The following is a 19,619-nucleotide window of genomic DNA, read 5'->3' as shown; positions in this document are numbered from 1 at the left end:
CTTCATGCCTACACGCCTCCGAGAGCTCGTGCACGCCTGGTGCGCAAACGTTCACCTCCAGACACGATTCTTCGCACCTATTCCCTGGCGCGATCACCCAAAAGGGGACTTATCCCCGGAATTCAGAGGATTCTCCGACTTAGTCACGCCTAATTGGCACGTAACAGAGCCGACGCCGGGGTGCGAGCACCCGTGTGACCTCGAGTACTTTCGGACCTGTTCGGGCGCGGCCAGGACTGCGCCCGTTCCTTCGTGCAATGCGAACGGCTGCACGCCGCTCGCCCTACGCATCGAGCACGCTGTCGTGCAGAAAGTGAGCAGGCCATGAGTCTCGCCCAGATCTTCCTCTCGGAGTTCTTCGGGACGTTAATCCTCATCCTCTTCGGTGCCGGCGTCTGCGCCGCCGTCAACCTCCCCAAGTCCAAGGCGCAAGGATCCGGCTGGATTGTGATCGCCTTCGGCTGGGGCCTGGCGGTATTCATGGGCGTCTACGCCGCCTACGCCACCGGCGGCCACCTGAACCCGGCAGTCACCATCGGCCTGGCCGTGGCCGGCAAGGACCTGGCGGCGGGTGTCCCTGCCACCGCCGCGAACATCTGCATCTACATCCTCGCCCAGATGCTGGGCGCCATCGTCGGCGCCGTGTGCGCCTGGCTCGCCTACAAGAAGCACTTCGATGAGGAGGCGCCCGCGGACGCCAAGCTCGGCTGCTTCTCAACCGGCCCCGGCATCCGCTCCTACGGCTGGAACGTAGTCACCGAGGCCATCGCCACCTTCACCCTGGTCGCCTGGGTCATCTACAACGGCAAGTCCCCCTCGGAGCTGGGCCCGCTGGCCGTGGCCTTCGTGATCGTGGCCATCGGCCTGTCGCTCGGTGGCCCCACCGGCTACGCCATCAACCCCGCCCGCGACCTGGGCCCGCGCATCGCCTACGCAATCCTGCCGATCCGCGGCAAGGGCTCAGCTGACTGGGCCTACGCCTGGGTGCCGGTAGTCGGCCCCCTCATCGGCGCCGTCGTCGCCGGGCTGCTGATCCCCAACATGGCCGGGCTGTTCTGACGCCCGCGCCGCCGTCACAACGAAGTGAAACCGAGAAGTGAACAGAAAGGACTGTCCATGACCGAGGTATCCGAGACCGAGAAGTACGTCCTGGCGATCGACCAGGGCACCACCTCCTCCCGGGCGATCGTCTTCAACCACTCCGGCCAGGTCGTATCCATCGGCCAGCAGGAGTTCACCCAGATCTTCCCCAACCCCGGCTGGGTTGAGCACGACCCGGTGGAGATCTGGGAGTCGGTGCGCGCCGTCGTCGCCGAGGCCCTGCAGAAGGCGGAGATCAACCGCCACTCGCTGGCCGCCGTCGGCATCACCAACCAGCGCGAGACCACCATCGTGTGGGACAGGCACACCGGCGAGCCGATCTACAACGCCATCGTCTGGCAGGACACCCGCACCGCCGCCATCGCCCGGGAGATCGCCGCCGGCGACCCGCTGGGCACCGAGCGCTACCGCCAGATCACCGGTGAGAACATCTCCACCTACCCCTCGGCCACCAAGGTGAAGTGGATCCTGGACAACGTGCCCGGGGCCCGCGAGAAGGCGGAGGCCGGGGACCTGCTGTTCGGCACGCCCGACACCTGGGTGGTGTGGAACCTGACCGGCGGCGTCAACGGCGGCGTGCACGTCACCGACGTCACCAACGCCTCCCGCACGCTGCTGATGGACGTGCGCACCCTGCAGTGGCGCGAGGACATCTGCGCGGACTTCGGCATCCCGATGTCGATGCTCCCCCAGATCAAGTCCTCCTCCGAGGTCTACGGCTACGGCCGCAAGAACGGCCTGCTGATCGACACCCCGATCTCCGGCATCCTCGGCGACCAGCAGGCGGCCACCTTCGGCCAGGCCTGCTTCGAGGTCGGCACCGCGAAGAACACCTACGGCACCGGCTGCTTCATGCTGATGAACACCGGTGAGGAGCCCGTCTTCTCGAAGAACGGCCTGCTGACCACGGTGCTGTACCAGCTCGGAGACGCCAAGCCGGTCTACGCGCTGGAGGGGTCCATCGCGGTGGCGGGCTCCCTGGTGCAGTGGCTGCGCGACAACCTCGGCATGATCGAGAAGTCCAGCGACATCCAGGCGCTGGCGCGCACGGTGGAGGACAACGGCGGGGTGTACTTCGTGCCCGCCTTCTCCGGGCTGTTCGCCCCCTACTGGCGCGACGACGCCCGCGGCGTAATCGTGGGCCTGACCCGTTACGCCACCAAGGGGCACATCGCCCGCGCCGTGGAGGAGTCCACCGCCTTCCAGTCCGCCGAGCTGCTCGATGCGATCAACGCCGACGCCGGCGTGCCGCTCAAGGAGCTCAAGGTCGACGGCGGCATGACTAACGACGACCTGGTCATGCAGTTCCAGGCCGACCTGTGCGGCGTCGACGTAATCCAGCCCGTGGTGGCCGAGACCACCGCGCTGGGCGCCGCCTACGCCGCCGGCATCGCGGTGGGCTTCTGGAACGGCACCGAGGACGTCGTGGCCAACTGGCAGGAGGGCAAGCGCTGGACCCCGTCCATGGACGCCGCCGAGCGCGACCGCACCTACCGGCTGTGGAAGAAGGCCGTCACCCGCACCCTCGACTGGGTCGACGACGACGTGAAGTGAGCGCCGGCGTCGGGACCGCCCCGTGAGGCCCCACGGGCCACGCATCCCGGCCCGACGCGCGCGCCCCGAGACCGGCTGGGGCCCGGCACCACTGCGGTGCCGGGCCCCAGCGCCTACCCGGCAGCAGGCGGTGCCGAATAAGGTTTCCCAACCTTCATGTGACGAGAGCGATTTGATGTGATAATTCAGTGGTCGCTGTCGTCTCGCGGCCTCACCACGAAGCCGGCGGACTTCGGCACCGTCGTCGCCACCCCTCCCGGAACAGCTCATGACACTCACAGCTCCACTGCTCGCCACGGCCTTCACGCCCTCGACGACCGCCGTCGGCGGCAATGTCTTCCTCACCGCGATCATCGGACTGCTGCCGCTGATCGCGTTCTTCGTACTCATGGGGGCCTTCAAGGTCGCCACGCACTGGTGCGCGATCATCGCCCTGGCACTGTCCGCCGTGATCGCCGTCGCGGCCTTCCACATGCCAGTGGGAATGACGGCACTATCGGCCACGCAAGGCCTGGCCATGGGCTTCGTGCCGATCATCTACATCATCATCGCCGCCGTCTGGCTGTACAACCTGACCGAGACCTCCGGCCGCAGCCAGGACCTCAAGGCCGTGTTCAACGCCATCGGCAAGGGAGACCAGCGCGCCCAGGCCCTGATCGTCGCCTTCTGCTTCTGCGGCCTGCTGGAGGGCCTGGCCGGCTTCGGCGCCCCGGTAGCCATCACCGCCGCCATGCTGGTGACGCTGGGGGTGCCCAAGCTCAAGGCGGCGATCGCCACCATCGTGGGCAACGGCATCTACGTCGGCTTCGGCGCCATGTCCATCCCGGTGACCACCGCCGGGAACCTCGGCGGCCAGGACCCGGTGTCCGTCGCGCAGAACATGGGCCACCTGACCTCGCTTATCTGCCTGCTGGTTCCCTTCCTGCTGCTGTTCATCCTCGACGGCGCCCGTGGGGTGCGCCAGCTGTGGCCGCTGGCACTGGTAGCCGGGATCGCGGCCGGCATCGGCCACTTCACTACCCCGAGCCTCTCCTACGAGCTGACCTCGGTGGTGGGCGCCCTGCTGGCCTTTGCCGCCTGCTACCTGTTCCTGCTGGCCTGGACGCCAAGCACGCCCAGCGAGTACCACTCAGAAATCGCTGCCGCAGACAAGCCCGACCGTGAGCGCGTCATCCTGGCGCTGCTGCCCTACGTGCTGGTGGTGGTCATCATCGCCATCACCAAGCTGTGGAAGCTCGGCGTGGACCTGTCCGCCGTCCTGTCCGGCACCGACATCAAGATCCAGTGGCCGGGCGTGTACGGCAACCTGCTCACCGCCGACGGTGAGGCCTCCACCTCCGCCATCTACAACCTGCAGACGCTATCCAACCCGGGCACCTGGATCCTGCTTACGGCGGTGATCGTCTGCATCGTCTACGGCACCCGCTCCTCGGGGGGACGCTTCCAGACCTCCATCGGCGCCATGTTCGCAGTACTGCCGCGCACCATCTACACCCTGCGCATGTCCATCCTCACCATCGCCTCCGTGATGGCGCTGGCCTACGTCATGAACTTCTCCGGCCAGACCACGGCTGTCGGTGCCGCCCTGGCCACCACCGGTGCCGCCTTCGCCTTCCTCTCCCCCGTGCTCGGCTGGATCGGCACGGCGGTGGCGGGCTCGGCCACCAGCGCCGGGGCACTGTTCGCCAACCTGCAGGCCACCGCCGCCGCGCAGGCAAACCTGGACCCGCGCATCCTGCTGGCCGCCAACACCATCGGCGGTGGCCTGGGCAAGATCGTCTCCCCGCAGAACCTGGCGGTGGTCACCACCGCCGTGGACGCCCCCGGCACCGACGCGGAGATCCTCAAGAAGGCCGCCCCCTACTCCCTCGGCCTGCTGCTGGTGCTGTGCTGCCTGGTGCTGGCCGCCTCCCAGGGCTGGCTGGGCGCCTACATGCCGGCGTGACGGTGGCGCCGGCGAGGTCGACCGGGGGCCGTTTGTCGGATACGGCCGCTTCCTCCCCGGTAACTCCGCGTTCGCGGTGGCCTCGGGAGGTGGGGGCCGTAGCCGGGCTCCCATGGTCGTACTCGGGCTGGCGGGTGTGCGGCCGACTCCCGAGGTGCGGACTTCTCAGCGCACTGGCTGTCTGCATGGCTCTTCTTCTTGCAGCCTGCTCGGTTACTCCTCTCCTGGGTCGGGACGCCCAGCCGGACAGCACGCAGGATGCGCGTTTCGCCGAATTCACGCAGTACGTTCCCGACCCACTGACCGTCCAGACCTCCCTGGACTCGGTCACCAGCCGCATGCCGGCCATGGGCGCCACAGGCGTGCACTTCGTCGGGCAGTACCGGGTCAACAAGGGCGAGTGGCCGCTGCCGGAACCCGATCGCCCCTACTGGTTCCACGCCGTCGCCGAAGTCGACCAGGCCACCAGCCGGGCTTTGGGCGACGCCGCGACTACCACGCCCGACCTGCTGCCGCCGATCTACCCCGACCTGCACCAGTACGTCCCCCAGGACTGCACCTTCGTCACCGTCCCGGAGTCCGACGCGAACCGGATTCTTGACACCGAGAACGCCGACCTCGTGGGCGGCTCGGAGCGGTTCACCGTGGATGAGCTGGCACTGTCCACCGACTGCGACCTCGTCGTCATGGTCGGCACCGGGCACTACTCCTGACGGCGTAACACCATGCTCAAGGCGGGGCTCGTAGTGGGGTGGCATTCCCGTAGGGGTCCCTTAAGCGGCGGGAAGACGCTTCGTACCCTGACCCGACGGTTCGTACTTTCCGGTGGACGCTTCGTACCCCGAGCCGACGGTTCGTACCCTAAAGTGCCGAACCGTCACCGCAAGGTACGAAGCGCTGATGCGAAGTGCCGAAGCGTCGTCGGAAGTGCCGAAGCGTCGTCGCCGGGTGGCCAACCGCAAGCAGCCGCACGCCCCGGACACCACCCCAGCCTCCACGTCCGCATCCTCGAACCGGAGGAGTCAGCCGATGACATTGTCGACCGCACGCGGCAACAGGTGAGGAAAACCGAAGGCCGGAGTTGCGGAATGTGACCCGCAACGCGCCCGCAGCGGTGCCCGAGGAGGCCCCCCACCACCCCGAACTACCCCCACTTTTCCGCGAGATTTCAGCCTTCAACCAGAGAGTTTGAAGGTGCTCGCACACACCGGTGGAGACCTTCCCGCCGCCGTCCTAACCTGGTCACGGTTACGCCAATGCATCTCGTGGAGGAAAGGACCTCACACCGTGCGCGTCGCACTATTCGCCACGTGTCTGGCAGACACGATGTTCCCCCAGGCCGCACAGGCCACCGTCAGTATTCTCGAGCGGCTCGGCCACGAGGTGGTCTTCCCCCAGGGGCAGGCCTGCTGCGGCCAGATGCACGCCAACACCGGCTACTTCAAGCAGGCCGCCTCCATCGTCGCCAACCACGTCAAGACCTTCGAGCCGGTCCTGGACGGGGAGTGGGACGCCGTCGTCGTCCCCTCCGGGTCCTGCGCGGGCGCCGCCCGGCACGAGCAGCGCCTGGTGGCTGAGCACGTGGGCGACTCCTCCCTGGTTAAGCGCGTGGACGCGCTGAGCAACTACACCTACGACATCTCCGAGTTCCTCATTGACGTGCTCGGACTGGAGGACGTAGGCGCCTACTTTCCGCACACGGTCACCTACCACCCCACCTGCCACTCCATGCGGGTGGCGCACGTGGGGGACCGCCCCTACCGGCTGCTGCGCGCAGTCGAGGGCCTGACCCTCATCGAGCTTCCCGATGAGAAGGTCTGCTGCGGATTCGGCGGCACCTTCTCCATCAAGAACTCCGACACCTCCACCGCCATGGTGGCGGACAAGGCCGCCAACGTCATGTCCACCGGCGCCGAGGTGCTGTGCACCGGTGACTACTCCTGCCTGATGAACATCGGCGGTGCCCTGTCCCGCGTCAACTCCGGCGTGCGCGTAATGCACCTGGCGGAGATCCTCGCCTCCACCAAGGAGGCCCCCTTTGAAGGCCACGCCTCCTTCCAGCCCAGCAACGACCAGGTGAGGTTGTGACGACTCAAATGACCCAGACATTTCTAGGCATGCCCGCCTCCGCCCCCGACGAGCAGCCCCACACCGGCGGCTGGCGCACCAACGTCGAGGTCCCGCAGGACACGCTGCGCTGGGGCCACACCTTCCCCGAGGGAGCACACAAGACCCTTGCCAACACCCAGATGCGCCGCAACCTGGGCCACGCCACGCGCACCATCCGCAACAAGCGGCAAATGCGCGTGGACGAGATGCCGGACTGGGAGGACCTGCGCAACGCCGCCGAGGCCGTCAAGTTCGAGGTCGCCTCCCGCCTGCCCGAGCTGCTGGAGCAGTTCGAGGCGAATGTGACCGCCAACGGCGGCATCGTCCACTGGGCGCGCGACGCCGCGGAAGCCAACCGGATCGTCGCCGACATCATCAAGTCCAAGGGCGTGGACGACGTCGTCAAGGTCAAGTCCATGGCCACCCAGGAGACCAACCTCAACGAGTACCTGGCAGACGAGGGCATCACCGCCCACGAGACCGACCTGGCGGAGATGATCGTCCAGCTCGCCGACGACATGCCCTCCCACATCGTGGTCCCGGCGATCCACCGCAACCGCTCCGAGGTGCGCGGCATCTTCCTGGACCGCATGGGGGACGCGCCCGAGGACCTGTCGGACCAGCCCGAGGAGCTCGCCGGGGCCGCCCGCGCCCACCTGCGCCGCAAGTTCCTGCACGCCTCCGTGGCTGTCTCCGGCACCAACATGGGCATCGCCGAGACCGGCACCGTCTCCATCTTCGAGTCCGAGGGCAACGGCCGCATGTGCCTGACCCTGCCGGACACGCTGATCACGCTGATGGGCATCGAGAAGCTGGTACCGCGCTACCAGGATGCGGAGATCTTCACCCAGCTGCTGCCGCGCTCCGCCACCGGTGAGCGCATGAACCCCTACACTTCCATGTGGACGGGTGTCACCCCCGGCGACGGCCCCCAGGAGTTCCACCTGATCCTCATGGACAACGGCCGCACGAAGGTACTCACCGACCCGATCGGCAGGCAGGCACTGGCCTGCATCCGCTGCGGCTCGTGCATGAACATCTGCCCCGTCTACCAGCACACCGGCGGGCACGCCTACGGCTCGGTCTATCCCGGCCCGATCGGCTCGATCCTCACCCCCCAGCTCACTCAGGGGCTCGACGACGACGATCCGGTCCACACCCTGCCCTTCGCCTCCTCCCTGTGCGGGGCCTGCGCGGAGGTGTGCCCGGTCAAGATCGACATCCCCACCATCCTGATTCACCTGCGGGCCCGCAGCGTGGACGTCAAGCGCCGCCTGGTGCCGGACATGTGGGACGTGGCCATGAACACCACCGGCCCGCTCATGTCCAGCGGAAAGGCCTGGCTGGCGGCCACCGAGGGGGTCAAGGCCACCCGCCTGCTCGGGAAGGACGGCAGGATCGGCGCCCTGCCCTTCCCCGCCTCCCTGTGGACGCGCTCGCGCGACCTGCCCGTCGCCCCCAAGGAGTCGCTGCGGCACTGGTGGAAGCGCACCCACCCCGAGGGCATCACTCCTGCCCGCCCGGCAACCGACGCCGCAGCTGACGCCACCGCCCAGCCCACCACCGAGGAGAACCGCTGATGGACGCCAAGACCGCTATTCTCGCCCGCGCCCGTGAAGCGATCTCCCGCTCGCAGCAGGGTCGGCCCGTGCGGGAGGTCCCCCGCAACTACATTCGCGTCGGCGCCGACGCCCCCGGCTCGGAACCGGTGGTCGCGGACATGGCCGAGAAGCTCGAGGACTACTCCGCCAAGGTCGTGCGCGCCCCCAAGGATGCCGCCATCCTGGACGCCATTGACGAGCTGCTCGGGGATGCGCGCAGCGTCGTCGTCCCTGCCGGGCTGCCGCAGGCCTATAAGGACGCGGCCGCACGCGGCGGGCGCACGGTGCGCGAGGACTCCCGCGAGCAGCCGATCCCTACCCTCGAGCTGGACCAGCTCGATGCCGTGGTCACCTGCTCCCGCGTGGGCATCTCCCTGTCCGGCACAATCTGCCTGGACGGGGAGCCCGACCAGGGTCGGCGTGCCATCACGCTTGTTCCAGACAAGCATGTAGTCGTCCTGGAGCGGGAAATGATCATGCCGACGGTGCCGCAGGCGGTGGAGGTGCTCGGGCAGCACCCGACCCGCCCCACCACCTGGATCGCCGGCGGCTCGGCCACTTCCGATATCGAGCTGGTGCGTGTCAACGGCGTGCACGGCCCGCGTAACCTGGGCGTGGTGATCGCACACTGAAGCCGACTCTGGTGCCCGTGCGGAAGCCAACGCTGAAAGCGGCGGCAGGTGCGGCGCAGCTCCCCTCCCGGCACCGGGCGTCACGGCAACTGGCGGCCGCATGACAGCAAGTAGCCCAGAGCCGCTCTCGGCGCGCCCGGAGGCACGGGCGCGCCGAGAGGCGCTGATCCGCGAGCTGCGGGAACGCGGCGAGATGGAGGTATCCGAGCTCCCGGGGCGATTCGGGGTGTCCGTGGAGACCATCCGCCGCGACCTGCGCCACCTGGAGTCCAGTGGGCGCATCATCCGCACCTACGGGAGGGTTGCTGCCGCCGAGTCCGCCACCTATGAGACCAGCCGCGCCTTCCGCTCCAGCCACAACGCCGGTGAGAAGGACCGCATTGCCCGCGCCGCCGTGGCCTGCCTGGGGCACGCAGAAACGGTATTCCTGGACGAGGGCAACCAGCCGGCTCTGGTCGGGCGAGCCCTGCCCGAGGACCGTACCCTCACGGTCGTTACCACTTCCCTGCCAACCGCGATTGAGCTGGCCGAGCGGCCCCGCTACACCGTGATCGCCGTCGGCGGCCGGATACGGCCCAAGACTCTCGGCGCCGTCGACCACTGGGCCACCGCCATGCTGGCGCGAATCGAGCCGGACCTGGCGTTCATCGGAGCCAATGGCATCACCGATGACGGCTGGCTGACCACCCCGGATCCTGCTGTGGCAGCAGTCAAGGAGGCAGCCCTAACGGTGGCCCACCGCACCATCCTGGTGGGCAGCCACACCAAGTTCGGCCACTCCACCTTCGTGCGCTTCGGCCACGTGCGCTCGCTGGAGCGCATCATCACCGGCCGGGAGCTGCGGGCCGCGACGGCGCGCAGACTTGGCGCCCTGGGTCCCCAGGTCGAACGAGTCTGAGCGGGAGCGGCACTTTAGGAGCAGGAGCCTGGCAGCCACCCGGTGCCGCCAGCCGGCGGCGCGCGGCCAGGCCGCCGCCGACTGCAGCCCCAAGTTCGCCCGCTCCCGTCCCCACTTGGGGCGAAGGCTGTCGGAAACGGTCACCGGCACGCCCGGCTTCGGTAACCGCCGTCCCCTCGCGGGCGCCCTGAGCCGCGTCGCCGAGGCGCTTGAGGAGCCGGACACCGGTAAACCTGACGTGCCCAACCGGTCACCGAAGCGGTCACCTCCCGGTCGCAAACTGGGTTTACCGGCGAAGGACGCCGGCCCTGACCCAGCGACCAAAGGTGATCGAGCAACGATGCCCTCCTCCAACAGGTTCATAGCAGCCATACAGAAAACCGGATTCCCCACCAACCTCGCGGCCGGCTTCCTGGCCGTCATCATCTTCGTGATCGGTGACGGGATCGAAGCGGTGTGGATCACCAACTACCTGTCCAGCGACGCCGTCGGCTTCGCCGTCTCCCAGGCCTCAATGATCGTCACCTCCTACGGCGTAGTGGTGGCCATCGCAGCCTTCCTTTCTGGCGCCCTGTGCGACGCAATCGGCTGCCGCCGGGTGATGCTGATCGGCCTGGTCTCCTTCCTGGTGTTCGACGCGCTGTTCATCGCGGTGGGCCTGCCCAGCCACAACCTGCCACTGCTGCTGCTGTTCTACGGCATGCGCGGCTTCGGGTATCCCATGTTCGCCTACGGGTTCCTCACCTGGACCATGATGGTGACCCCGCCCGCACGCCAGTCCTCGGTCTCCGGCTGGTTCTGGTTCGCCTTCAGCTTCGGCATGCAGCTGCTCGGCTCCTACTTCTCCAGCCTGCTGCTGCCGCACATCGGCCACATCGCCACCCTGTGGCTCGGCTGGGTCCTCGCCGCGGTTGGCGGCGTGATCGGCATGCTGTTCCTGCGCATGCACCCCTCCTCGGCGCAGACCCAGGGCAAGTCGGTGGCGCAGTCCGTCGGCTCGGCCGTGTCCGTGCTGTGGCGCTACCCGAAGGTCTCCATCGGCGGCATCGTGAAGGTCATCAACCTCTCCGGCCAGTACGGCATGCAGGCCTACTACGTGGTCTACCTGCACAAGGTCTACGGGATGCCCGAGTCCCAGGCCATCCTGGAGTTCTCCATCTTCGGCTTCGTGGCCATCATTGGCGACGTGTTCTGGGGCGTGGTCGGTGACAAGCTGGGCTGGCGCAACACCCTGCAGTGGTTCGCCACCCCGATTACGGCGGCGGCGCTGGCCTACATCTACCTGATCCCGATCGTCGCGGGCCCGAACTTCTTCCTGATCGCCCTGGGCACCTCCGCCGTCGGCATCGGGCTCAGCGCCCACGTACCCACGACGCCGCTGATCACCGCTCACGCCCACGGCGAGACCGGCAACGCGCTGGCCATCCTGAATCTCGGTGCCGGACTGGGCGCCTTCGTGGGCCCCGCCATCGTCACCCTGCTGATGGGTGACGAGACCACCGCCGGCGGCTACCTGTGGGTGGCCATGGCGCTGGCCGGCATCTACGTCATCTCCTTCTTCCTGTGCTTCGCCCTGAAGCTGCCCGGCAACGCCCGCATCCTCGAGTCCTTCGGCGACGAGGACGCCGACGCACACAAGGAGGCAGTCACCGCCTGATCCCGCACCAGCAGCGCCGTCGTCACCCGGCCGGGGCGCCTGCCGCGGCCCGGCCGGGAGCCGACCCAAGAACCCGTCCGACTCCGCACCGCTAAACCCGATCCAAGACAAGGATGTCAACATGACCACCACACTCGCCGCCTCCCCCCTCGCCCCCACCTACGACCGCTCCGCCATCACCACCGGCATCGTCCACATGGGCGTGGGCGGCTTCCACCGCGCCCACCAGGCCATGTACCTCGACCGGCTCATGCGTGAGGGCAAGGCCCTGGACTGGGGCATCTGCGGGGTGGGCCTGCTGCCCCAGGACGCCCGCATGCGCGACGCCCTGACCGGGCAGGACTTCCTGTACAGCCTGACCCTCAAGCACCCCGACGGCCACCACGAGCCGGCGATCATCGGCTCCATCTGCGACTACCGCTTCGCCCCCGAGGACCGCGCCGGCGTGCTGGAGGTGATGACCGCAGCCACCACGCGGATCGTCTCCCTGACCGTCACCGAGGGCGGGTACAACATCGACGACGCCACCGGCACCTTCCGTGCCGAGGCCCCCGGGGCCGCCCACGACGCCGCCAACCCCCGCGAGCCGGAGACCTCCTTCGGCTACATCGTGGAGGCGCTGCGGCTGCGCCGCGAGGCCGGGATCGCACCCTTCACCGTGATGAGCTGCGACAACCTGCCCGGCAACGGGAAGATCGCCCGCACCGCCGTCGTGTCCCAGGCGCGCCTGTCCGACCCGGAGCTGGCGGACTGGATCGACGCCAACGTCGCCTTCCCCAACTGCATGGTTGACCGCATCACCCCGCAGACCACCCCCGCCGATATTGAGGAGGTGCGCGCCGAGCTGGGCGTGGAGGACGCCTGGCCGGTGGTGGCCGAGCCCTTCACCCAGTGGGTGCTGGAGGACGAATTCCCCGCCGGGCGCCCACCCTACGAGGAGGTCGGGGTGCAGATGGTCGACGACGTCGTCCCCTACGAGCTGATGAAGCTGCGGCTGCTGAACGCCTCCCACCAGGGCCTGGCGCACTGGGGGCGGCTGCTGGGCATGGAGTACGCGCACACGGCCGCCGCCGACGGCGACATCGCCGCCTGGGTGCGCACCTACCTGGAGCGCGAGGCGCGGCCGCGGCTGCTGCCCGTGCCGGGCATCGACCTGGATGAGTACATCGACACGCTCTTCGAGCGCTTCACCAATGAGGCGATCGCGGACACGCTGCTGCGGCTGGCGCAGTTCGGCCCCTCCGGCATGCCGAAGTTCGTGCTGCCGACCGTGCGCGACAACCTCGCCGCGGGCGGGCCGATCCGCCTGGGCGCGGCCATGTGCGCCGCCTGGTCGCTGGGGGTGCTCGGCACCGACGAGAACGGGGAGGCGATCCCGGTGGCCGACGACCTGCGGCCCTTCGCGGAGAAGCAGGAGGCGGGCGACGAGCTCGGCTTCATCGGCAACCGGGAGATCTTCGGCGACCTGGCCGACGACGAGCGCTTCCGCACCGCCTACACCGAGGAGCTGGCGGCGCTCAAGCGCGAGGGCGCCCGCGCCCGCATGCGCGCCCTGCTCGGCTCGCCTGAATGATCACCCGACTCCCTTCACCCCTTCACCGAGACCGGCACTCGTTACACGCCCAAACCGGCACTTGTAACACACCGAAACCGGCACCAATGACGGGCCCGGCGACTTTGGTCGCCGGGCCCGTCGGATGCGTCGGATTAACAGAGCCGCGCTGAATCAGCCGGCCGCCGTCGCCTTGTTCTCCTCCTGCCGTGCCGCCCGCTCGGCGGCGGGCAGCCAGCCGGTGTTCACCAGTCGCACCTGGTACCACCAAGCAACCGCGAACAGGATCGCGCCGAAGGCGAGTGCGCTGAGCGAGCCGCCGACGGCCCCCAGACGACTGAGCAGCCCCACGATCGAACCGAACCAGCCGAAGTCGGCGTCACCAAAGGTGGAATTGGCCAAACCGAGTGAACCCATGACGGTCAGCAGCGCGGCGGGCAGGAAGGTGATAAGCACGCCATTGACGAAACCGCCCAGAATCGCACCGCGACGCCCGCCTGTGGCATTGCCGAATACACCGGCGCCGCCGCCGTCGAAGAAGTGCGGGACCATGCCGGGCAGGATCAGCGCCATCCCCCAAGCAGGACCGAACCAGACGGCAATCAGCGCCAAAGACGCCAGACCGCCCACGAAGGAGGCGATGAATCCGATCAGGGAGGCGTTGGGCCCAAAGGGGAATACGATCGGGATGTCGAGCGCGGGCTTGGCGCCGGGCACCACCCGGTTGGCGATTCCCTGGAACGCGGGAACCAGCTCACCGAGGATGATGCGCACCCCGTACAGGATGATGCTGACGCCGATTCCGAACTGCAGCGCCTGGGCGAAGGCCGCCATGATGTAGGAGCCGTAGGTGTCGGAGGTCTGAGCCCCCTCGAAGACGCCCATTAGCTCCTCCTTGGGCACGGCGACAATCCCCCAGACGGCGAACACCAGGTACAGGACCAGCATGAGCAGCGTCGTCGAGACCATGGAGTCGCGCAGGAAGCGCAGCCCCTGCGGAAACTTCATGTCCTCGGTAGAGCGCGAACGCTTACCGACGGCGCTGCCAAGCGCGCCCGCCAACAGGTAACCGACCGTGTTGAAGTGCCCGACCGCCAGCTTGTCATCCCCGGTCACCCGGTTCATGTACGGCTGGGCGAACGTCGGCATCACCACCATGATGGTGCCCATAAGCACCGAGCCGATCACTACCACGAGGGCGGAGTGCCCGGGGCCGAAGCCCACCGAGAGGACCACGGCCAGCAGCGTCGCCATGAACACCATGTGGTGTCCGGTCAGGAACACGTACTTCAGCGGGCTGAACCTGGCCAGCAGCAGCATGATCAAGAAGCCGAGCACGATGAGGTAGGCGGAGGTGGTCCCGTACTCGCTCGCGGCCTGGGCGGTGATGACCTCGTTGGTCGGGACCACGCCGTGGGCCCCGGTGACCCTGAAGATGAGGTCGCCGAAGGGGGCCAAGGAGCTGGTCACCACCGTGGCGCCGGCGCCGAGGATCAGGTAGCCCATTGCGGCCTTGAGTCCCCCGCCGATGACCTGCCCGGCAGACTTGCGCAGGGCGATCAGGCCGACAGCTGCGACGATACCGATCAGGTAGGCGGGAACGTTGAGGATCTCCTGGCTGATGAAATCGAGTACCGCAACCAGCACGTTCACTGGGTCTTCTCCCTTAGGGCGGCCTCGATCTCAGAGATGTCAGTGAAGTTGTGGACCACGGCGATCGGGGTGGACAGGCCCGTGAGCTCCTCGGCCAGCTCGGCGGAGGTGATAATCAGGTCGGCGCTCTGCGCGGCGCCCTTGGCGGTGCCGATATCGGAGGTGGAGACGTCGGCGTCCAGGCCGAGCGAGGCGGCGGCCTGCTCGACGTTCATCTTCAGCAGCATCGAGGTGCCGATGCCCATGCCGCAGACGCAGGTGATGTTCATTCTTCTTCCAATCCGGTAGAGGTGGTGGTATCGGTTGAGCTGGGGTCAAGCAGTCCGCGGAGCGCCGCCGGGGTGGGTGCACGGTCCAGCTCCGCGCGCGAGGTGGGGTCGGACAGGGCGCGGGCGAGGGCGGCCATGACATCCAGGTGCTCGCGCTCGTCCTTGGCGGCCAAGCCGATGATGTGACGCACCGGATCGTTCGGGCTGCCGAACTCGACGGGGTGCACCAGCCGCACCCAGCTCATGCCGGTGCGCAGCACAGCCGGGGAGGGCCGCGAGTGCGCCAAGGCGAGCCCCGGAGCGATCACAATGTAGGGACCGTGCTCCTCAACGGCCGCGATCATCTCCTCGGTGTATTCGGGCGTCGCCGCCCCGGAAGCGGTGAGCCCCTCGCCCGCGAGCCGGAGTGCGCCGCGCCAGTCGGTCGCGTCGACGTCGAGCCGGAAGGAGGTATCCGGTAAGGCGGTGGACAGAGTGAGAGCGGCCATCATTGCCTCTTCTCGTCATATGGGCCGGTGGGTTCCGGTGAGCATGACGATACCGGCCGCAGGCCCGTTATGTAAAGAGCTTTACAAAACTGTCTGGAGCCGGTCGCCGCGAGGTCACCCGGGACAGCAGCATGTCCAGATGGGCGGGGGCAGTCAGTAGATCCTGGGCCAGCAGCGCCGCGCCAACGACGCCGGCGTCCGCCCCTAACTGCGCCGAGGCGATCACGAGCGGCCGAGTGGCCTCCTGCGGCCCGACGGCGTCAAGGGCGGCCCGCAGCGGGTCCAGGAACACTGCTCCGCCGTCGGCGAGGGCACCGGCAACCACCACCGCGGAGGGATTGAGAACCGCAACGACCGGGGCGAGCGCACGGCCCACGAGTCGCGCAGACAGTTCGAGCAGCTCGATACTCAGTGAGTCCCCGCGCAGGGCGAGCCCGGAGAGCTCTTCGCTACTGTCCACCGTCCAGCCGGCCGCGCTCAGCCGTTCCCGCAGGGCCCAGCCACCGGCCACCGACTCCAGGCAGCCGAATCGCCCGCAACGGCACTGCCGCCCCTCCGGAATCCGCATGTGCCCGATCTCTCCGGCCGCCCCGGTGGCGCCCGTGCGCACGACGCCATTAATCACGGCGGCCGCGGCGATCCCCTCGCCCGCCTTAACCAGGACGATGTCGTCGGAGCTGGACCAGCGCATCCGGTACTCGCCGAGTGCGGTCACCTGCACGTCACTGCCCACGGCCACCGGGACACCATCGAAGTCTCCCGTCAGCTCCGCGGCGATGTCCACGCCGTGCCAGCCGGGCATCAGCGCGGGGTGGACCAGGCGCCCCGAGAGGGGGTCGACCGCGCCGGGAACGCATACTCCCGCACCCAGGACGCTACCCGTGGCACCGATTTGCTTGACCATTGCCTGCAGACGACGACGGACCCAGGGGAGTACCGCGCCAGGACCACCGGAGAGGTCCAGTAGCCGGTCATCGCGCACCAGGATCGTCCCCGCGAAGTCCGTCACCGCCAGGCGGGTGCGCGCGCTGCCAATGTCGACGGCTAGCAGCGTGCCGCAGCCGGGGCGAATCCGGAAGACCGTGCGCGGCCTGCCACCGGTTGAGGCGTCCTGCCCGGCCTCATCCACCAGCCCCGAGCGCAGCAGCGCGTCGAGCCGCTTGCCCAGCGTGACCCGCGAGAGCTGCAGACGATCCTGAAGCTCGGGCCGGGTAGTCGCCTCTCCGCGACGTATCAGCCCGAGGAGTTCGCTGGTCTCAGCCTCTCGAACGTTGCCCATCACGCCGCCTCACGCTTGCCCCTCGCCGAGATAGTACCCAATCCGCCGCAATCGGCGGCAGCCCCAGGATCGAGATCACGCCACCGCGCCCGGTCAGGGCCCCGCGCGCCCGGTCAGGGCCCCGCGCCCGGTCAGGGCCCCGCGCCCGGTCAGGGCCCTCGCGCCGGCTTCCTGACGGCCCCGGGCAGTGAACCCGTATTCGCGCGATTCGCCCCGCCCGCCCCGATCCGCATTTGCATTTCCCGACAACGCAGCCGTGCCCACCTGCACCCGCCCGGCAGGCTAGCCTTGGGCACCGTGAGCACCCGCGTCATCCTGCTTGCCGGCCCGTCCGGCTCCGGTAAGACGTCCCTGCTGCGGCGCTGCGGCGCGCGTCGGCTCAAACTCGACGACTTCTACCGCGACGGCGACGAGCCGGGCATGCCGCTGCTGGACGGCGGCGTCTCCGGCGCTGAAGGCGTCACCCGGGCCGAGGCCCAGAGCGCCATCGACTGGGACAACCCCGCCTCATGGGACGCAGACCGGGCAATGACCGCAATCCTCGACCTGTGCGCCACGGGCACGGCGACCGTGCCCGTGTACTCAATCCCGGATAACGCCACGGTCGACTACACGACCCTCGACGTCGACGCCCTGCCGGCCTTCGTCGCGGAGGGCGTGTTCGCCGCGGAGCTCGTTGACCGCTGCCGGGAGGCCGGCGTACTGGCCGATGCGCTCGTACTGCGGCGCCCACGGCTGCAGACCTGGTGGTTCCGACTGCGCCGCGACCTGGCCGAGCACCGTAAGCCGGTACACGTGCTGCTGCGTCGTGGCCTCCGGCTCGCCCGCGAGGAGCCCGCCAAGATCGCCGGCTGGGCGGCGAAGGGCTGCCGCCCGGTTGACCGCGCCGAGTGCGAGGCGACTATCGCTCGCCACCTCGGCGCGGACGTCCAGCAGTCGCGGGCCGACGACGCCGCCTAAGTCCCGTGCCTCGTCCCCCGCTTCCCCGGCCGCCCCGGGCGAAACCGATCCGGCCGCGGGATCTTGAGCCCGTCGGCGCCGTCGTCCTGCGGGCGGGCGGCTACGTCGACCGAGCGCGCCTCAGCGGCGTCGATGTCTCAGGGGTGGATCTGCGCGGGTTGGAGCTGGTCGAGTGCGTAGTTGAGGACGTGCGGGCCGATCGCGCTCATCTTGAGGAGTTGCGCCTGGCGGAGTCACGCGTGGACCGCTTGACCGCCTCCGAACTGCACGCGCAGCGGTCGGTGTGGCGTGAGGTGTCCTGGGAGTCCTCCCGGGTCGGGGCCTGCGAATGTCATGACGCGCAGTGGCGCAGCGTGCTGATTGAGGGCTGCCGCATCGGTTTCCTGGGGCTGGGACGGAGCAATCTGCTGGATGTGCGCCTGCGCGACTGCGCGCTGGACACGCTCGACCTGACTGCCGCCACGCTCAACCGGGTCGCTTTCGAGGACTGCCGTGTGGGCGAGCTGCGGATCCGGGAGAGTCGGCTCAAAGACGTGGACCTGCGTGGACTCACGCTTAATCAGCTCGACGACGCCGCGGGCCTGCGCGGTGCCTGGGTGGGTGCCGAGCAACTCGCGGAACTCGCGCCCGCGCTCGCCGCGCATGTGGGCCTTCGTGTCATCTAACCGCCGCTCCCCGCCAGTCTTTCTTCGCCTCGCCGAGTTCGGTCGAAGTTGCGCACCGAGTTCGGTCGCTCATAGGGCCCAAGGTAGGTCGGTACGGGTGAAGGTAGGTCTGTACCGGTGAAGGTAGGTCGGTACGGGCGCACAAGCGCTGGTAGCAAGATGCGGCCCCGGGCCGCGCGCCCGGTACCACGGCCGACCCGGAATGTGATGGGTTTTCCACAGGCGCGATGGAGCCAGTAGCGCCGCGGCTGTTGGTCACGCTACGGTTGCGTGCGTTAACGCCAAGCCGAAGCCCCAGCAAGTCCCGCCCGGGTCCTCAGCGAGGAGGCCACCCCCAACATGCCCACACACCCAAGCAAGCCACACGCCAGCACCCGCCACCACCAGGCCCGCGCCGCTGCCGCACACCCCCATGCGCCGAAACCTGCGCGCCGAGCGGATCACCTGCGCCGAGCCGGCGCACTGGCCATCTGCCTCACCCTACTGGGCGCCGGCTGCTCACACGCCGCCAACCGCACCACCTACACCCCCACCTGGACCCCACCCGCCACAGCCAGCGCTAGCGCTACACCCACGCTCTCACCCCAGCAGGCCGCCGCCAGGGCCACCGCCCTGGCCATGGACAAGCCCCAGGCCTACACCCCCGAGTTCACCCCCGACGGCGCAGCCCAGGCAGCCACATACTTCCTCAACCTCTACCCGTACGTCTACGCCACCGGCGACCTGGACGCCTGGAAGAAGATGAGCGACGACAACTGCGAATTCTGCAACAACGTCATTACCAACGCCACCGAACTGCACGACGCAGGCGGGTGGGCAGACCCGTGGGAGCAGGAGATCACCCCCCTGGAGTGGTGGACCGACCAGGACGACCCCAACCGCTACGTCGTACGCGCAAAAACAAGCTTCGACGTCCACTCAACACATTCCGGAGACGGAGTAGAGGTCACGCATACCGAAGGGGCAGACGAAATCCTTCTAATTCAGATGCTCTGGAAGAACTCGACGTGGAGCGTAGAAATCGTCGACATCGAAGACGCAGGAGATTCCAAATGAGAGTTCATTTAACTATATTCCGCCGGACCACGGCGATCGTGGCGACATTTTATTTGATGGCATTCGTAAGTTCAACCGCCGCCGCCTCTCCGCCTTCGACAGATTACCATACCGAATCACACGGTAATTCTGTGACTGTTACGGGTAGGACGTCCTACGAGGTGGCCTACTCCACCCCGGGCGCGCCGGTCGGCGGGGGC

General features: G+C 68.3%; 17 protein-coding genes. 13 read left to right on the top strand and 4 right to left on the bottom strand.

Annotation, left to right across the window (positions count from 1 at the left end):
- The first annotated feature begins 324 nt into the window (after positions 1–324).
- The 10 genes from GZ997_RS11885 to GZ997_RS11840 all read left to right on the top strand — a co-directional run bounded on the left by GZ997_RS11885 (position 325) and on the right by GZ997_RS11840 (position 13,070).
- Complete coding sequence (locus GZ997_RS11885; RefSeq protein WP_161924852.1) at positions 325–1,059, top strand: MIP/aquaporin family protein; 735 nt, start codon at positions 325–327, stop codon at positions 1,057–1,059.
- Positions 1,060–1,116: 57 nt separating this feature from the next.
- Entirely contained in the window at positions 1,117–2,655 is a 1,539-nt protein-coding gene (gene glpK / locus GZ997_RS11880) for a glycerol kinase GlpK (protein WP_161924853.1), read from the top strand.
- 268 nt (positions 2,656–2,923) lie between these two features.
- Entirely contained in the window at positions 2,924–4,600 is a 1,677-nt protein-coding gene (locus GZ997_RS11875) for an L-lactate permease (protein ID WP_162680035.1), read from the top strand.
- A 185-nt stretch (positions 4,601–4,785) separates the two neighbouring features.
- Complete coding sequence (locus tag GZ997_RS11870; RefSeq protein WP_162680034.1) at positions 4,786–5,313, top strand: hypothetical protein; 528 nt, start codon at positions 4,786–4,788, stop codon at positions 5,311–5,313.
- Between the two features lie 574 nt (positions 5,314–5,887).
- Positions 5,888–6,688: a (Fe-S)-binding protein gene (locus GZ997_RS11865; protein WP_161924856.1), complete on the top strand. Its 801-nt coding sequence runs from the start codon at positions 5,888–5,890 to the stop codon at positions 6,686–6,688.
- Positions 6,689–6,696: 8 nt separating this feature from the next.
- Complete coding sequence (locus GZ997_RS11860) at positions 6,697–8,289, top strand: LutB/LldF family L-lactate oxidation iron-sulfur protein (RefSeq protein WP_161924857.1); 1,593 nt, start codon at positions 6,697–6,699, stop codon at positions 8,287–8,289.
- Positions 8,289–8,942 carry an LUD domain-containing protein gene (locus GZ997_RS11855; RefSeq protein ID WP_161924858.1) on the top strand — a complete coding sequence of 218 codons (654 nt, stop codon included), beginning with the start codon at positions 8,289–8,291 and terminating at the stop codon, positions 8,940–8,942. The genes GZ997_RS11860 and GZ997_RS11855 overlap by 1 nt, the downstream gene beginning before the upstream one ends.
- Positions 8,943–9,042: 100 nt before the next feature.
- A complete protein-coding gene (locus GZ997_RS11850; protein WP_161924859.1) occupies positions 9,043–9,840 on the top strand; it encodes a DeoR/GlpR family DNA-binding transcription regulator in 798 nt (265 codons plus the stop codon).
- Between the two features lie 340 nt (positions 9,841–10,180).
- The gene (locus GZ997_RS11845; protein WP_161924860.1) at positions 10,181–11,497 is read left to right on the top strand and encodes an RbtT/DalT/CsbX family MFS transporter; all 1,317 of its coding nucleotides are present in this window, start codon (positions 10,181–10,183) and stop codon (positions 11,495–11,497) included.
- Between the two features lie 121 nt (positions 11,498–11,618).
- Positions 11,619–13,070 (top strand): mannitol dehydrogenase family protein, encoded by a 1,452-nt coding sequence (locus GZ997_RS11840; RefSeq protein ID WP_162680033.1) that lies wholly within the window; start codon positions 11,619–11,621, stop codon positions 13,068–13,070.
- Positions 13,071–13,223: 153 nt separating this feature from the next.
- Here GZ997_RS11840 and GZ997_RS11835 read toward each other — a convergent pair whose 3' ends face one another.
- The 4 genes from GZ997_RS11835 to GZ997_RS11820 all read right to left on the bottom strand — a co-directional run bounded on the left by GZ997_RS11835 (position 13,224) and on the right by GZ997_RS11820 (position 16,738).
- Positions 13,224–14,702 carry a PTS ascorbate transporter subunit IIC gene (locus GZ997_RS11835; RefSeq protein WP_162680032.1) on the bottom strand — a complete coding sequence of 493 codons (1,479 nt, stop codon included), beginning with the start codon at positions 14,700–14,702 and terminating at the stop codon, positions 13,224–13,226.
- The gene (locus GZ997_RS11830) at positions 14,699–14,971 is read right to left on the bottom strand and encodes a PTS sugar transporter subunit IIB (RefSeq protein WP_161924862.1); all 273 of its coding nucleotides are present in this window, start codon (positions 14,969–14,971) and stop codon (positions 14,699–14,701) included. Before GZ997_RS11830 ends, GZ997_RS11835 begins: the two co-directional genes overlap by 4 nt.
- Complete coding sequence (locus tag GZ997_RS11825; protein WP_162680031.1) at positions 14,968–15,459, bottom strand: PTS sugar transporter subunit IIA; 492 nt, start codon at positions 15,457–15,459, stop codon at positions 14,968–14,970. The genes GZ997_RS11830 and GZ997_RS11825 overlap by 4 nt, the downstream gene beginning before the upstream one ends.
- A gap of 67 nt (positions 15,460–15,526) precedes the next feature.
- On the bottom strand, positions 15,527–16,738 hold the full coding sequence (locus tag GZ997_RS11820) for an ROK family protein (protein WP_162680030.1): 1,212 nt from the start codon (positions 16,736–16,738) through the stop codon (positions 15,527–15,529).
- Between the two features lie 297 nt (positions 16,739–17,035).
- On the opposite strand from GZ997_RS11820, the gene GZ997_RS11815 reads away from it, so the two are divergent.
- From GZ997_RS11815 to GZ997_RS11805, 3 genes are all read left to right on the top strand, one after another.
- Positions 17,036–17,698 carry an ATP-binding protein gene (locus tag GZ997_RS11815; protein ID WP_162680029.1) on the top strand — a complete coding sequence of 221 codons (663 nt, stop codon included), beginning with the start codon at positions 17,036–17,038 and terminating at the stop codon, positions 17,696–17,698.
- Between the two features lie 5 nt (positions 17,699–17,703).
- Positions 17,704–18,363 carry a pentapeptide repeat-containing protein gene (locus GZ997_RS11810; protein WP_161924865.1) on the top strand — a complete coding sequence of 220 codons (660 nt, stop codon included), beginning with the start codon at positions 17,704–17,706 and terminating at the stop codon, positions 18,361–18,363.
- A gap of 339 nt (positions 18,364–18,702) precedes the next feature.
- Entirely contained in the window at positions 18,703–19,419 is a 717-nt protein-coding gene (locus tag GZ997_RS11805) for a DUF6318 family protein (protein WP_162680028.1), read from the top strand.
- The last annotated feature ends 200 nt before the right edge of the window (positions 19,420–19,619 follow it).

It is taken from the genome of Actinomyces sp. 565 (assembly GCF_010365615.1).
Classification (GTDB): Bacteria; Actinomycetota; Actinomycetes; order Actinomycetales; family Actinomycetaceae; genus Actinomyces.
This window is presented reverse-complemented; position numbering and strand designations above follow the sequence as displayed.